Genomic DNA, 14,114 nt, shown 5'->3' on the forward strand with positions numbered 1-14,114 from the left:
GTGAGCGTGCGTTCCGGCACGTTGCGGCAGCCCGTAGTTTTGACGGGATAGCGTGACTGCTGGAGCATTTTTTACGCCGCTGCTAATGCTTCGTAATCGATAATGCTCATAAAAACCCGCAATTTGCGGGGTTATCCCAACTCGCCTACAATCGAGTGCTGCATTGCTTCACTCCTCACGTCCCCATAATTCAACATAGAAGGAAGCTCGCACCATGGAACATACCCTCCCGCCGTTGCCGTTCGAAAAGAACGCGCTTGCTCCGAACATGTCGGAAGAAACGCTTGAGTATCACTATGGCAAGCATCATCAAACCTATGTGACGAACCTGAACAAGCTGATTCCGGGTACCGAATTCGAAAACCTGTCGCTTGAAGAAATCGTCAAGAAAGCATCGGGCGGCGTGTTCAACAACGCAGCCCAGGTCTGGAACCACACGTTCTTCTGGAACAGCCTGTCGCCCAAGGGTGGCGGCGCTCCGGCCGGCGCGCTCGGCGACGCAATCAACGCCAAGTACGGCTCGTTCGACAAATTCAAGGAAGAGTTCGCGAAGGTCGCAACCGGCACGTTCGGTTCGGGCTGGACGTGGCTTGTGAAGAAGCCGGACGGTTCGCTCGATATCGTCTCGACCAGCAATGCCGCCACGCCGCTTACCACGGACGCGAAGGCGCTGCTGACCATCGACGTGTGGGAACACGCGTATTACATCGACTATCGCAATGCGCGCCCGAAATTCATTGAGGCGTTCTGGAACATTGCGAACTGGGAATTTGCATCGAAGAATTTCGGTGCCTGAAGTCCCATGACAATGAAGGTTGGCAACGGCAAACAAGTCTGGAAAGTGGGCACGATGCCACGCAATAGACTTCGAAAACCGTAGCCAAAAAAAGCCCTCCGTGAGAGGGCTTTTTTGTGTCTGCTTATTGCTTCGTATTTGCCATATGTCCGGTGGAGACCTGGCACCAGGGAGTGCTGCACGGTGTGGATACGGTACTAGACACCTGCGCCGTGATGCGGATTTTGCTCGATCACCCCAAACCAGCCCATGCCTTGATAGCTTTCATAGCCAGGCGTCAATGCGTATCCAACAAGCGATCCCTGCGCAGTGCGGTAGGCGCCGGTAGTTGTACTGCCCTTTCGCAATTCATAGTGCTTCGCATCCCGGGACGCTTGGCCGGAGTCCGCAATGACCCGTCCATTGGCGTCGACAATCATGCAACGCGTGCGCGAGCGCTCCTCGTTACTCAGACGCACGTTGTCCAGCACGGCCGATGCTTGCTTCGTCCAGTCAAAAAAGACCGCAAGAACGCCCGTGATCTTTCCGTTGCTTGCGCCGCCTTCCCTGATCGCAGTCGCGTATGTTGCCGTCTGCGCTCCGTTCAGTTCCGCGACCGTGCCCACGTTGGCGGTGGCATATTCGTCGCCCGAGCGGGTACGGAGCGCGGCGTCGAACCACTCCTCGCCTGCGGCGTTTGCCATCCCCGCGACCGGGAAGTTCGAGGGGCGACCATTCGCGACGACACGACCGTCGAGATCCAGCATCCAGATGTCGAGATAGACCGTGTAGCTGTCGAGTATCACCGACATACGCTTTGATGCATGAGCGGCCGCCTCCGGGCCGCGAGTCACACCGTCAACGATCGCCGCGTCCGTTGCCCACCAGCGTACGTCGCATGACCGCTCGTAAAGGTTGCGATCGATCACGTCGATCATGTTCAGTGCCAGATCGGTGAGACGTTGCCCCTGTTGCCGTTCCAGCTCTGCCACCATGGTTTCGCTGATGGTCGCGAGTTCAGTGCCGAGTTCCCCAGTAAGATGGCCGATCCGATGCGAGACGTCCTTCACCTGGTTTGCGACGACTGCGAAGCCACGGCCGGCTTCCCCAGCGCGTGCCGCCTCGATCAGCGCATTGATGGCGAGATAGGTTGCCTCGCGGTTGATCAGATCGATTTCCGCGATCTTGTCCTTGGAAATCCTGCGAACGGCTGTCGTCAACTCGGCGATGACCGTGCCTTTCGACGGTTGACCGTGCTTCGATAAGACTGCAGACATGGCTTGTTTGCTCCGATTGATACGGTGCCGCCAATTGAGATTCACTACCGGCGCGGTAGCGCGCTAAAGGTATTAACGGCGCATTTAGCGAGTGCTTGAGTGCCGGGCGGAAATTCTCTCTGCGACGTGCAGGTTCACGGAGGTATCGCGGCGGATAACTCCGGTTAAACGTCGGTTGTCTTGAGGAGCGGACGCGGCAGCAGTTCCCATTCGCGTAGCGTTTGGTGCCCGCGATTTTCAATAACCTGTGGATTCGCTCGGGGGAATTGCGACGGCGTCGCCAAATTGGGAATTGCCGCTCTGCTCTGAGCGCCATCGATCAACAATCGATATTCGCTACTTCCCAAACGTCATGTTTAAGCCGGCAAAGATCTGCCAGCGGGGAACCGCGCCGGAATGCGCAACTGAATACTGCGGCTCCAGGAACGCGTTAAATATGGTGGTCCCGCTCTTCCACGCTTTGCCTCCGCCAAGCCCGACTGGAATGTAATAGTTGCCGTGTTGAAGGTCGAACGTCCAGGTCCCGGTAGACCGGATATACCAGCCTTCGGGGAGATTGAAAATACCAAAAGGCTGAGCAGTCAGTGACTGAACCGCAGGACGGCTACTTTGCCCAGCAAAAGAATGCTGCCATTGAACGAGTGCGCCGAGCAGGCGTGCCCGGGTGGCGTTGACAACCACGCCAGCAAGCCCGGCCTGCCATTTACCCGTTCCCAGCGTTGGGTCGGTCGCTGTTGGAAGAGTAACCAGTGGTCCAACTCCGATTTGCGTTTGCCCTTCGCTCAGCAAGAAGATGTCAAAAACATTGATATCGCCAAGACCGGTGTTATAGCCGCCGGCCGGGTCGGGCCGAGTACTGAGGGGTACGGTCATGCGGAATATTTCCGGAACCGGTATCAAGCTGTTTGGCCCTAGCGGCACAGTTGGGCGCAACAGGAAGTCGTTGGTGTGACCGCGCACGCCGAACAGGCTCGGCGTGTAAAAGTTCTGAATATTAAATGAGGCCGCCAGGTTGAGTGGGTTATTGCTCTTGTTGGCGTCATCGGCACTGCTTTGGGCAAATGAACGAGAGGCGCATAAGAGCATCAGGACACAGCCAAAAGCCGAGTATGGTGTCATTATTGAAATAGGTCGCTTATGGGCGGATAGTCCAGGTTCACAAGCGTCGACCGCATCCCGCGGATCGGCCAACGGTCTTGCAGCCAGAAACGGTCAATGAAGAGCTGGCTTACGAGAAACATGGCTCGCGATGCAGTTGATTGCGCATGCTGACGGTTCGTAACAGACCATTATTTCCGGTCCGTTTCTTCAATATCGTTCAGCTTCCAGCTCTTGTCGAACCAAGGCTCAAGCGGTCCATAAAGCCGGAAAATCGTTAGCCAGCTTTTGCCTGGTATCGTCTGCACCCAGTTTTTTTCCTGCCCCGCCGGTGCGATCGGTCCGAAGTACAAATCGACCGAACCATCCGCATTTTTCAACAAATCCTTTTCGCTCGAAAGGCTGGGGAACGGCTGGTCCGTCTGCAACATGGAGCGGGTTTGGGTGTCGTACAGAACCACTGACCAGAAATCCTTGACCGGTACATTGGCCGGAACGCGCAGCCGATAGGTTTTCGCACCATCAAAAGGGCGCCCCGCCGAATCGTAGTTGGCTGCCGCGTATTGCGAACCTATACCGGGCATTGCGACAGCCATCGCAGGGGTATCGACTGTTGCGGCATAGAAGAACATGGTGCGCGCGTCGAAGTTTCGCGCGCCATCGTTGAGCCATTCATAGCTGCCGCCGATAAACGGCGTGTTCCAATGCCTGTCGGGATAGATCAGCACGGCCTTGTCTCGGTTCGCAAAGTCGATGGCGCGCGCGGTCGCATTGCCGACTGCGACGGCATCAGTGAGGATCTTCGTCATGTGGGCATCGGGCGCGAAAGGCTGCCCTTTCCTGATACCGATCGACGCGAACAATCCTGTCATGTCGGGGCCATATACACCCGCCGGCTCCTCCTGGATTATCTGATTCACCTCTTGATAAAACGTGATGTCGTTGGCGTGGATCGTGTTCATCACGCGGCCGGACAAGTCAATGAACTGCGTAGCCGGCGGGGCGTTTGTTTGGGACAACGGGTACACGCGCAGACTTGCCTTGAGGCTTGCGACGCCGGGACGCGGATCGCCGTTCTTCATGAACGCGCGTCCAAACAGGAGATTGCCGAAGGTGGGTGACTTGACGATGTGATAGCCCGTTGCCGGCAGCGCCCCGGTGTAGCCTGGCGGCACGAACAGGTACTTACCGCCTTTGCCCCTGTCGGGACCTGCGTTGCCGAGATCGATGACGTACCGGAACCAGAAGTCGTCGACCACACCAAGAATGTTCGGAGGCGTTTCCACGACTACGGGGCCGTCCTTCAGGTCCATCCAGTTCCAGAAATATACGGTCTCTGTGTTCGCGGTCAGAAACAACGATTTTGAATCCATCAGCGACTCAAAGACACCGACCGTACTTCCAACGGCGCCGGCCTCACGCAAGGCTGAACGAAGCGCGACAAGCGACGCGCCCGGAATGCCATTCAGGAACGCCTCGACACCACGCAAGAAATCGAGATTGTCATACACCTTTTGCGCCGTATCCGGGAGGGGCACGCCATCAAAGAATGATAGTTGCCCAATGCGAGTGTCGACCACGCTGGGCGTGGTGATCTGCGGCGCAATGGGCGTCGTCATCTTGTAGCTCGGCGGAGGTGCGCTCTTGCAACCGGCGAGACACAGGGCCGTCAGACACAGGGTGAGTAACCCAGGCAGCGTACGCGGTTTCATAGGGTCTCGGCGTAGGTTGTCAGCGCATGAAAGCCCCAACTTCCGCAACCGATATCAGAATTGAATCGCCGCTGCAAAGCCTATTTACAAGCCTGGGACGCGGGATTGCCCGATCAGTTGTCACCCAGGCCGCTTGTGCCGGCTTTGCGTTTCTGGTATCGGTCGGATCGAGCGTCAACCTTGACGCTGTCTGTTGTCCGCCGTCCGCTGTGCCGTCCTGGCCTTTCTCACGACACTAAGCACTAAGGAATGCATCATGAAATGGGCACTGAACCGCACATGCGTCACGACAGCGGCAATTGCGACGCTTGCCTTGACCTGTACGCAAAATGCCGCCGCGGCTGATGTTCCTGTTACCGTCGACAACTTCATTCGTGCCGAGTCCGACACCTATGTTGTTGCACTGGCGAAGCAAGGGGGCCTGGGCAAGCTTTTGAACCGGCGCGAGCCTGCGTCGATTGAACACCAGACCGTGATACGGCTTAATCGCGACACGTTATATACGTCGGGCGTTTTCGACCTCGATGCCGGTCCCGTCACCATTACCATGCCTGATCCGGGCAAACGCTTCATGGCGCTGCAGATCATCAATGAAGATCACTACGTCCCGAACGTGTTCTATGGTGCGAGCGCTCATACGCTGACTCGTGAAAACGTCGGCACGCGCTATGTGGTCACTGGGATACGCACGCTGGTCGATCCCGCCAGCCCGGAAGACGTCAAGCAAGTTCAGGCGCTGCAAGACAGCATCAAGGTCAGCCAGGCGGCGCCCGGCCAACTGGACATCCCAAAGTGGGATCCCGTCAGCCAGAAGAAGGTGCGCGATGCGCTACTCGTGCTCGGTTCTACGATCCCTGATTTCAGGGGCGCATTCGGCACCAAGGAAGAGGTGGATCCGGTACGCAGGTTGATTGGCGCGGCAGCCGCATGGGGCGGAAATCCGGACAAGGATGCAACCTACCTCAACGTAACGCCAACCAACAACGACGGCAAAGCTGTCTACACGCTTCGCGCAAACGACGTACCTGTCGACGGCTTCTGGTCTGTCAGCGTGTACAACGCAAAAGGCTATTACGAGCCCAATAAGCAAGGAGCATATACGCTCAACAACCTCACAGCGAAGAAGGACGCCGACGGTTCGATCAGGGTCCAGTTCGGCGGCTGCGATAGCAAATCCGTGAACTGCCTGCCGATCACGCCCGGATGGAATTACATGGTCAGGCTTTATCGGCCGCGGCCGGAAGTATTGAACGGCAAGTGGCAGTTCCCGGAGGCACGACCGGCTTCATGACTCAGTAGCACTTCTCAAGGATTCGCGGCCGTGATGCCAGTCTGCCAAGTGGCAACGCCGAAAACGAGTCAAACTGCCCTAGCCATATCGGCTTCGGCGAGAGCTAATATCAGACCGCTCAGCGGCCACCGAATGGGCAACGTCCGGTAACTGGCGTGTTGTCATCGGGCAGGCAATACTGCTTCCATTCGCGGTTATGCGGATCGCCATAAAAGCCGATGTCCGGATGCACCGGCATCGCGTCGTACTCCAGCATCCGAGCATGGATCTGCCGGCGGATTTCAGCGGCGATCGGCTTGCCGGTCGCCAAGTCAGTGAACAACTCGCGCGGCTGGAACAGCAGCACGATTCCGCTGCCGACCACACGGCTGCGCCGCTGGCGATAGGTCGGAGCAGTGCCGACAACAAACATCTTGCGGCCACCGAACGAGAATTCCCACAGCGGGTCATCCGGATCGGCGGGCTGCATCGGCACGTTGTCGGCTTCCTGCAACTGCTGCAACAGGGTCCAGAAGCGCCGCAGGAATTCGGCGTGCGACGTGAGCGCAGGGTCCGGCGTGCAGAACATGGCGAGACTATGCCGCCTGAGCTTTGGATCGTGTCCAAGTTCGACAAAGCACTGCATTGTCGCGCGCGCAGTCTCAGGACGCTCGCCCTCGAACGCGTAGAACATCTCACCGCGCCGCTCGGCCGCTTGGCCGAAGAAGCACGGGTAATCGGGCTGCTCAAGCGTCTTGCGGTAGCTGTGATACGCATCGCGCCACCACGCCGGTAGATCGCCGGCATTCGACGCTTCGATGTTCAGAATGCGTGCGATCCACTGATCGGACGCCGCGTTGGATTGTTCAGCTTCGGGTGAAGTCGCCATAGGCTTGCTCCGGACGAAGTTAGATGTATCGGCAAGGTCGTGCACGCCCGCATGGCGTGCGTGGAAAGTCGGTGGCCGCCGGAGCGTCGCGCAGCCAGTTCTCGGTCATTGGGCTGGCCGGTGGCGCTTGCGCGCGAGCTGGATCATCCGGCGCACGCCGGCCGCATGTTGCTGCCACCAGTTGCCCGTTGCGATGATCGGATCGGCACTCGGATCTCCGGTCTCGCGTGCATCGTGGGTGAAATTCGCGGTGCCGAACAGCATGTCCCACCATGGGAACACCGTGCCGAAATTGCAGCTCTTGCGCCGCGCGATTTCCGGGCAGTGATGCGCGCGATGGAATTGCGGTGAGATCAGAAGCCTCTCGCCCAGCCACCCGTAGCGAGCGCGGGTGTTCGCGTGCGCAAAGCTGCCAACGAAACGAAAGCCGAGAATCACGAACGGAAACTGCAAGGCCGGCATTCCGATCGCAATCGCAACGATGAAAAGCCATACGTAAGTGATGATGTCCTCGAGCAGGTGCGAGCGGTCGTCGGACCAGAAGGTCATCTGCAACTCCGCGTGATGCAGGGTATGCAACCCGTACCACCAGCCGAGACGATGCGAGATCCGGTGGCGCCAGTAATCGGCACAGTCGAGTATCACGAAACCGGCGAGGAATCCGGCAAGGGGCATTCCCGCGGCATCGGCGATGTGCGTGAGCAAGGACGGCACCGGCCACTCATGTGCGAGAAGCCAGTGATCGACCGCGGCCTTCGCGAGGTCGTACTCGAAGTAAGCCGCGAGCGGGAACAAGACGATCCGGACAATGAACGTGTAGACGATGTCGGTCGCCATCGGCTGACGCACCGGCCAGTGCAGTAGCGGCCAGCGCCGTTCGAGCGGGGTACACAACAGATAACTGAGCGTGACCTGCAGCACGCCGCATCCGGCGAACAGCAGCCACGCCCAGCCAGTCGATCTCTGCACCTCCGATCCAAACAGGCCGGCAATGCACGACACCAACGTATTGGTGCCGGAGCAGGCAAACAACGCAGGCAACACGAGCAAACTCCCTTGCGTTCGAACTGTCGGCCAGTGTCACTGCTTGTGGGCCGGACAGGACGAAACGCCATCCGGCAGCGAGAACCACATACAAAAACGGTCCGACCCCAGCACATGACAAAGACCTTGCATCAAGCACACTATAGTCCGTGTTTCCTGGCAAGCAGGTGACGTGCCGATGACAGCCTTGCCAGAAACGGTGTTCGTGGGAAACCCGTCGGCGAGCATTGAAATCGTGGACAACATGCGTCGGCTCACGTCAATTGTCTGAGGAGAGACGTGGCCCACACGGAGGGCTTTTGCGTCAAGCGCGCGTGATCGAGGACCGCGGTTCCGGAGCGTTGCCGCCGCGCGCTCCCTCGTGGGCCTGTTCCTTGCTCTCGCCTTGCAATACCGCGACAGCCTGCTTATCCACCACTATCGACCATGAGAAACAAACGCGAACCGTTGCCTCCTACTCCACGCATGTCTACCGGGGTGGAGGGGCTTGACAATATCCTCGGCGGCGGCCTGACGCCAAACCGGGTTTATCTGGTCGAGGGGTCGCCGGGGGCTGGCAAAACCACGTTGGCGCTGCAATTCCTGCTCAAGGGCGCCGAGCTGGGCGAGGCGGGGTTGTACATCACGCTGTCGGAAACGCGTTCGGAACTGCTTGCCGTGGCCGACGCCCACGGCTGGGATGTCGACGCCCTATCCATAGTCGAATTGCTCTCGGACGAAGGACTGGACCCGGAATATGAGCAGTCCATCCTGCATCCGGCAGAAGTCGAGTTGGGTGAAACGGTCAAGAACGTGATGCAGCAGGTCGAGTCGGTCAAACCTGTGCGGATCGTGCTGGACAGTCTGTCGGAATTGCGGCTGCTTTCGCAAAATACGTTGCGCTACCGCAGGCAGATCCTTGCCCTCAAGCGTTACTTCGCGACGCGGGACTGCACGGTGATCCTGCTCGATGACAACACCTCCGACCCGGGCGATCTCCAGCTTCACAGCATCGCACACGGGGTGATCAGCCTCGATCAGCTCGTGCACGACTACGGCGGCGCGCGCCGCCGGCTGCGCGTGGCGAAGATGCGCGGCCTCAAGTTTCGCGAGGGATTCCACGATTTCACGCTGGAGACGGGCGGTATCGATGTTTATCCGCGTCTGGTCGCGGCCGAGCATCATGTGGAATTTTCGAGCACGCCGCTGAGCACAGGATCGGAGGGGCTGGACGCCTTGCTGGGCGGCGGACTGATTCCCGGCACGAACACATTGCTGATCGGGCCTTCGGGCGTTGGCAAGACAACGACGGTGGTGTGCTGCCTGATGGCGGCGTTAAAGCGCGGTGAGCGCTGCATCTACTATCTCTTCGATGAAACCCTCCGCACGCTGCTGCTGCGTTCGAAAGCGCTCGGCATGGACCTCGCGCCGTTCCTCGAGAATGGACAGTTGACCTTGCGCCAGATCGATCCGGCGGAGATGTCGCCGGGAGAATTCACCAGCGACGTGCGCGTCGCAGTGGAAGAAGACGGTGTGCGCTACGTGGCCATCGACAGCCTGAACGCCTATTTGCAGGCCATGCCGGGCGAGCGTTATCTGCTGCTGCAGATGCACGAACTGCTGGGCTATCTGAACCAGCGCGGAGTGGCGACCATGCTCGTGCTGGGGCAGCACGGTATTGTGGGCGAGGTGCAAACGGATATCGACATCAGCTATCTCAGCGACGCCATGATCGTGTTCCGCTACTTCGAGCATCAGGGCGAAGTCCTGACTGCGCTCGCGACGGTGAAAAGCCGCGGCAGTGCACATGAGCGCACGATCCGGCAATTCAGGCTCGCCCAGGGCGGCATTGAGGTGAGCGAGGCGCTGCGCGACTTCGATGGCGTGCTCGCAGGCTTGCCTTCGTATCGTGGCAACAGTGCAATGCTTGGGGCTGCCGGCCCGAAGGACGCGTAACCGTGGAGAATCGCGTTCTGATCCTGGCGCCCCGTGGCCGAGATGCTGATGTCATCGGCGAAGTGCTGAGCCGCGACGGCCGCAAATGTCTTGTCTGCCGCGACGCGGCGACGCTCAACAGCGAATTGCGCACGAGCGCGGGCACGGCGCTGATTGCGGAAGAAGCGCTCTCCGACGATGACATGCCACAGCTTTTCCAATGGCTCGAACAGCAGCCGACGTGGTCCGATTTTCCGTTGATCGTGCTGGCCACGAAACGCACGGAACGGCGTCCGAAACACGCGCTCGAACTGCTCGAAAAGCTCGGGAACGTGGTCGTGCTGGAAAGGCCGCTGCATGCCGAGACGTTGCGGCGCGCGGTGGCTTCGTCGTTGCGGGCGCGGCTGCGGCAGTACGAAGCGCGGCGTCAGCTCGTGGAGCGCGTTGAGTCGCAGGAACGGCTGCACCTCGCGCTGGCGGCCGGCCGCTTGGGATCGTGGGAACTCGATGTCGAGACCGGCGCGTTGCGTTCCACCGAGGCGTTTCGGAAGATATTCGGGTACAAGGGGCCGACGCTGGATTACGCGCAGATCGTTGAATCGATTCATCCCGACGATCGCGAAATGCGCCAGCGTGCATTGGACCGCTCCATAGCAGAGAACACGAATCTGACGATCGAATACCGCGTGATCTGGCCGGACGGATCGGTCCATTGGGTCGAGTCGCGCGGTCATCCCATGCGCACCGTCAACCATGCGACCGGTTGTGTGACGACGCGGATCATCGGCGTGTCGCTCGATGTCACCGACCGGCACGAGGTGAACGAAAAGATTCTCGCGAGCCAGTTGGTGGCCGAGCGCCTGAACAATACGCTGGAAAGCCGGATTGCCGAACGCACGCAGGAACTGGCGTCGGCCAATGACCAGTTGATGAAGGAGATCCACGAACGCTCGAAGGTTCAGGCCGTGCTCGTTCAGGCGCAGAAAATGGAGGCGCTCGGGCAATTGACCGGGGGTATTGCGCACGACTTCAACAACCTGCTGAACGTGATCATGGGCAACGCCGAGCTGATCATGCGCGTGAGCCGCGACGAACGCGTCAACAACATGGCGCAGACCGTCAAGCGCGCGACCGAGCGCGGCGCCAAGCTCACCGGGCAACTGCTCACGTTTTCACGCAGCAGCAATCTGGATCTGAAGGCCATCGATGTCATTTCGATGTTGCATGGCATGCGCGACATGCTGGCGTTATCGCTGGGAACGGGAATTCATTTCGGCACGCGCTTTGACGTGGAAGAAGCCTGGACGGACGCCGACGCCAACCAGCTCGAACTTGCCGTGCTGAACCTCGGGATCAACGCCCGCGACGCCATGCCCGACGGCGGCGTGCTGACCATTCACGTGGACCAGCGTAGCGCGCCGGACGAAACGATGCCGCCCGGGCAGTACGTGGTGATTGGCGTGAGCGATACGGGCACGGGTATCGCGCCGGAACTGCTGTCGCGCGTATTCGATCCGTTCTTCACCACGAAGCCCGTGGGCAAGGGTACGGGGCTAGGCTTGAGCCAGGTGTATGGCATTGCCAGCCAGGCAGGCGGCACGGCGCGGATTCACAGCGAGGCGGGCAAGGGCACCACCGTTGAGCTATGGCTGCCGCTGCGCGAGCGGCGCGAAGCGGAAGCCGCCATACCGGAACCCGACGAAGCGCGCTCCGATGGCGACAGACGGATCCTCGTGATCGAAGACGATGTCGACGTGCGCAGCTTCCTTGTCGACTGCCTGAAGATGCTCGGATACACCGTCACGGAAGCGGCGCAGGGCCGCTCGGGACTTGAGCGCCTGCATCACGACAATCCGGACCTGGTGATGGTCGACTTCGCGATGCCCGGCATGAACGGGCTGGAAGTGATCTCCGAGGTGAAGCGCACGCACCCGCGCCTGCCGGTGATCCTGGCGACGGGATACGCGGACGTGGATGTATCGAAGGAGCGGGTGGACGGGTACGCCGTGCTACGCAAGCCGTTTCAGATCGGCGACCTGGCGCGCACTGTGAAGGCCGCGCTCATGAGTTCGCACGCATGAGTTGACATGCGTGAAGCCGAATGCGTGCGGCTAGCGCCGTTGCGATGTCACGTCCCAGTTGATGTCCACGCACAGCACTTCGAGGCCGCGCGAGGTCGGTGCGGCGATTGATGCTGTCACGCACAGATGCGCTTCGTTGATCGACAAATAGGGCGCGGTCAGATGGACGCGATCGGGCGTGCGCAACGCTTCGATGAAATACGGCCTGCGTTCCCAGCTTGCGCCCTCCGAGTGCAGCAAGGGTCTGAAGCGCTTGGCGCGCTGCGATGCGCGCGCCGCCGGCAATACGTTGTCGCCGATCTGGCGGCCGGAGGCATCGAGTAGAAAGCAGCGTGCCGTTTCGTTGAGTTGCAGCAGGCCGCGCGTGGCTTCGACCAGACCCACCCCCTCGATCAATCGCGCCGCCGCGCTTTCCAACGCGCCCACATAAGGCGCCAGCCGTGCGGATTGCGCCCGTTCGCGCGCGGCCACCCGTTCGCGCGACGCGGCCGACAACGCGTCCATCACGCCTTGCGCTGCTTGCGGTTTCACTGCTTCCACGCTGGGACCTGCAAAGTACGCGCCTTGCACGAAATCGACATTGCATTCGAGCGCGATCAAAGCGTCGCGTTCCGTGCTCAGACCGCCCATCAGCACCAGTTGACCCGATTCATGCAGCAGCGAGACGAGGCCTGGCAACACGCGTTCAATGTGCGAATGCTCGCTTGCTTGCTGCAGGATGCATCGGTCGAGCGTCACGATATCGGGGCGCAGATGCCACACGCGGTCGATATTCGAGTGCTTGACGCCGAAGCCATCGAGTGCGATCAGGAAGCCGGACTTGCGCAACGAGTCGATGATTTCGGCGAAGCGCGTCGTTTCGCCGCCTGCTTGTTCGGGCACTTCCAGCACTACGCGTTGCGGCGGCAGGCCGACATTTTTCAGCGATGCGAGGAGTGCGTCGCCGTAGCTCGTGTCCATCAGGGCGGCTGGATGGAGGCTCAGGAAGAGCCATTCGTCGTGGCTATCGAAGGAAAAGAAGTTGCCCAGGTGCAGCGATTCGGCGAGCCGTCCGAGTTCCAGCAGGTCGCCGCGCCGGGCTGCCTGGGTGAATACCTCGTGCGAAGGAACTTGCCGGCCGGAGTCGTCGCGGGCGCGCAGGGAGGCGTGGTAACCGATGGCGCGCCGGTGTGACACCGAGAATACCGGCTGGAACACGCTGAACACGGTGTATTCGCCGTACAAGACGGTTTGCCGCGAGCCGTCGTCGCCGGCGACGGGGCGCGGCGGTTGGAAGCGGGGAGGGTCGATGTCAACCATGCTCATGGTGTGGTGGCAGGTGTTCGAGAGCAGCTCGATCGGAGGTGGACGTGGCAGGGCGCTGCGATAGTTTACAGGATAGGGCTCATCGCGGAGGAGCAAGAAATATGCGCATTTGGGGTAATTTGGGAAATGGGCCGCGGGCGGGGGCGGGTTTTTGGAGCCTCGGCGGTCGGAGTGAGCGAGTGCACTTTTCTAGTGCGGAAGTGGTTGCTGTCGCACTTGTTCGGGGTTTTTTTGCTGGCGCTTTGAGAGTGGTTTTTTGCGGCCGCGGTTATGAGTTAATGCCGGGTTGCTGCTTTTTGCGCCTTCGCGCGTTTCCTGTTCGTTGGTCCTTTTTAGCACTGTTAGCCACTGTCCGTGGCGGGACTTCATTTCTTTGTCCAACGGCGACAAAGAAACGAAGCAAAGAAAACGCCTTCCAACCGCCAATTCTTAAGGAGCCCGAGCGTGCACGGACATCTGCTTGGGACTTCAAAAGAACGCCCAGCGTAAAACCCCAGACAGTTGAAACCCTCCCGCTCCGTTCACCGATACCCACACGCTTCGCCACCAGTGTGAGTAGCCTCAAACAGGAAAGCGCGGCGCACGCCGCGCGCCGGTTTGCGTGCTTGCACGCAAACGCGGTGTTTGGCCGTGGCGGTTCTTGTGGAGTTGTGTGCTTGCCCGAGAGCGCTAGTGGCGAAGCGTGTGGATGTAGGGGTTCGGAGGGGGAGGGTTTCAGGTGTTGTTGGTTATGGCGTCGAGGGTTCTTT

The 14,114-nt window shown here is 59.9% G+C and carries 10 protein-coding genes; 4 read left to right on the forward strand and 6 right to left on the reverse strand.

Translation table 11 applies throughout. The annotated features are described in order from the left end of the window. Positions 1-214: 214 nt before the first annotated feature. A complete protein-coding gene (gene sodB, locus AWB64_RS24700; protein WP_060858063.1) occupies positions 215-796 on the forward strand; it encodes a superoxide dismutase [Fe] in 582 nt (193 codons plus the stop codon). Positions 797-993: 197 nt separating this feature from the next. Here sodB and AWB64_RS32570 read toward each other — a convergent pair whose 3' ends face one another. From AWB64_RS32570 to AWB64_RS24715, 3 genes are all read right to left on the reverse strand, one after another. Next, positions 994-2,052, reverse strand: coding sequence for a methyl-accepting chemotaxis protein (locus AWB64_RS32570; RefSeq protein WP_060858064.1), 1,059 nt, complete (start codon positions 2,050-2,052; stop codon positions 994-996). Positions 2,053-2,388: 336 nt separating this feature from the next. Continuing rightward, a complete protein-coding gene (locus tag AWB64_RS24710) occupies positions 2,389-3,171 on the reverse strand; it encodes a hypothetical protein (RefSeq protein ID WP_244164197.1) in 783 nt (260 codons plus the stop codon). Between the two features lie 170 nt (positions 3,172-3,341). Further along, the gene (locus tag AWB64_RS24715) at positions 3,342-4,862 is read right to left on the reverse strand and encodes a DUF1254 domain-containing protein (protein WP_060858065.1); all 1,521 of its coding nucleotides are present in this window, start codon (positions 4,860-4,862) and stop codon (positions 3,342-3,344) included. Between the two features lie 256 nt (positions 4,863-5,118). Between AWB64_RS24715 and AWB64_RS24720 the strand changes: the two genes are divergently transcribed. After that, positions 5,119-6,153, forward strand: a complete 1,035-nt coding sequence (locus tag AWB64_RS24720; protein WP_075643346.1) for a DUF1214 domain-containing protein — start codon at positions 5,119-5,121, stop codon at positions 6,151-6,153. 118 nt (positions 6,154-6,271) lie between these two features. Here the strand turns inward: AWB64_RS24720 and AWB64_RS24725 are convergent, their stop codons facing one another. Together AWB64_RS24725 and AWB64_RS24730 are read right to left on the reverse strand one after the other, a co-directional pair. Continuing rightward, positions 6,272-7,021: a YqcI/YcgG family protein gene (locus tag AWB64_RS24725; RefSeq protein WP_060858066.1), complete on the reverse strand. Its 750-nt coding sequence runs from the start codon at positions 7,019-7,021 to the stop codon at positions 6,272-6,274. 105 nt (positions 7,022-7,126) lie between these two features. Next, entirely contained in the window at positions 7,127-8,065 is a 939-nt protein-coding gene (locus AWB64_RS24730; RefSeq protein WP_244164198.1) for a sterol desaturase family protein, read from the reverse strand. Between the two features lie 426 nt (positions 8,066-8,491). Here AWB64_RS24730 and AWB64_RS24735 point away from each other — a divergent pair, with 426 nt between their 5' ends. Together AWB64_RS24735 and AWB64_RS24740 are read left to right on the forward strand one after the other, a co-directional pair. Next, positions 8,492-10,000 (forward strand): ATPase domain-containing protein, encoded by a 1,509-nt coding sequence (locus AWB64_RS24735; RefSeq protein WP_060858067.1) that lies wholly within the window; start codon positions 8,492-8,494, stop codon positions 9,998-10,000. A 2-nt stretch (positions 10,001-10,002) separates the two neighbouring features. After that, complete coding sequence (locus tag AWB64_RS24740) at positions 10,003-12,060, forward strand: hybrid sensor histidine kinase/response regulator (RefSeq protein WP_060858068.1); 2,058 nt, start codon at positions 10,003-10,005, stop codon at positions 12,058-12,060. 30 nt (positions 12,061-12,090) lie between these two features. On the opposite strand, the gene AWB64_RS24745 is transcribed toward AWB64_RS24740, so the two are convergent. Beyond that, the gene (locus AWB64_RS24745; RefSeq protein WP_060858069.1) at positions 12,091-13,365 is read right to left on the reverse strand and encodes an EAL domain-containing protein; all 1,275 of its coding nucleotides are present in this window, start codon (positions 13,363-13,365) and stop codon (positions 12,091-12,093) included. Positions 13,366-14,114: the final 749 nt, after the last annotated feature.

The organism is Caballeronia sordidicola (genome assembly GCF_001544455.2).
GTDB lineage: Bacteria > Pseudomonadota > Gammaproteobacteria > Burkholderiales > Burkholderiaceae > Caballeronia > Caballeronia sordidicola.

Bases quoted from the DNA above. Each gene is read 5' to 3' on its own strand.
- sodB (WP_060858063.1), top strand. From the start codon at position 215: ATGGAACATACCCTCCCGCCGTTGCCGTTCGAAAAGAACGCGCTTGCT.
- AWB64_RS32570 (WP_060858064.1), bottom strand. From the start codon at position 2,052: ATGTCTGCAGTCTTATCGAAGCACGGTCAACCGTCGAAAGGCACGGTC.
- AWB64_RS24710 (WP_244164197.1), bottom strand. From the start codon at position 3,171: ATGACACCATACTCGGCTTTTGGCTGTGTCCTGATGCTCTTATGCGCC.
- AWB64_RS24715 (WP_060858065.1), bottom strand. From the start codon at position 4,862: ATGAAACCGCGTACGCTGCCTGGGTTACTCACCCTGTGTCTGACGGCC.
- AWB64_RS24720 (WP_075643346.1), top strand. From the start codon at position 5,119: ATGAAATGGGCACTGAACCGCACATGCGTCACGACAGCGGCAATTGCG.
- AWB64_RS24725 (WP_060858066.1), bottom strand. From the start codon at position 7,021: ATGGCGACTTCACCCGAAGCTGAACAATCCAACGCGGCGTCCGATCAG.
- AWB64_RS24735 (WP_060858067.1), top strand. From the start codon at position 8,492: ATGAGAAACAAACGCGAACCGTTGCCTCCTACTCCACGCATGTCTACC.
- AWB64_RS24745 (WP_060858069.1), bottom strand. From the start codon at position 13,365: ATGAGCATGGTTGACATCGACCCTCCCCGCTTCCAACCGCCGCGCCCC.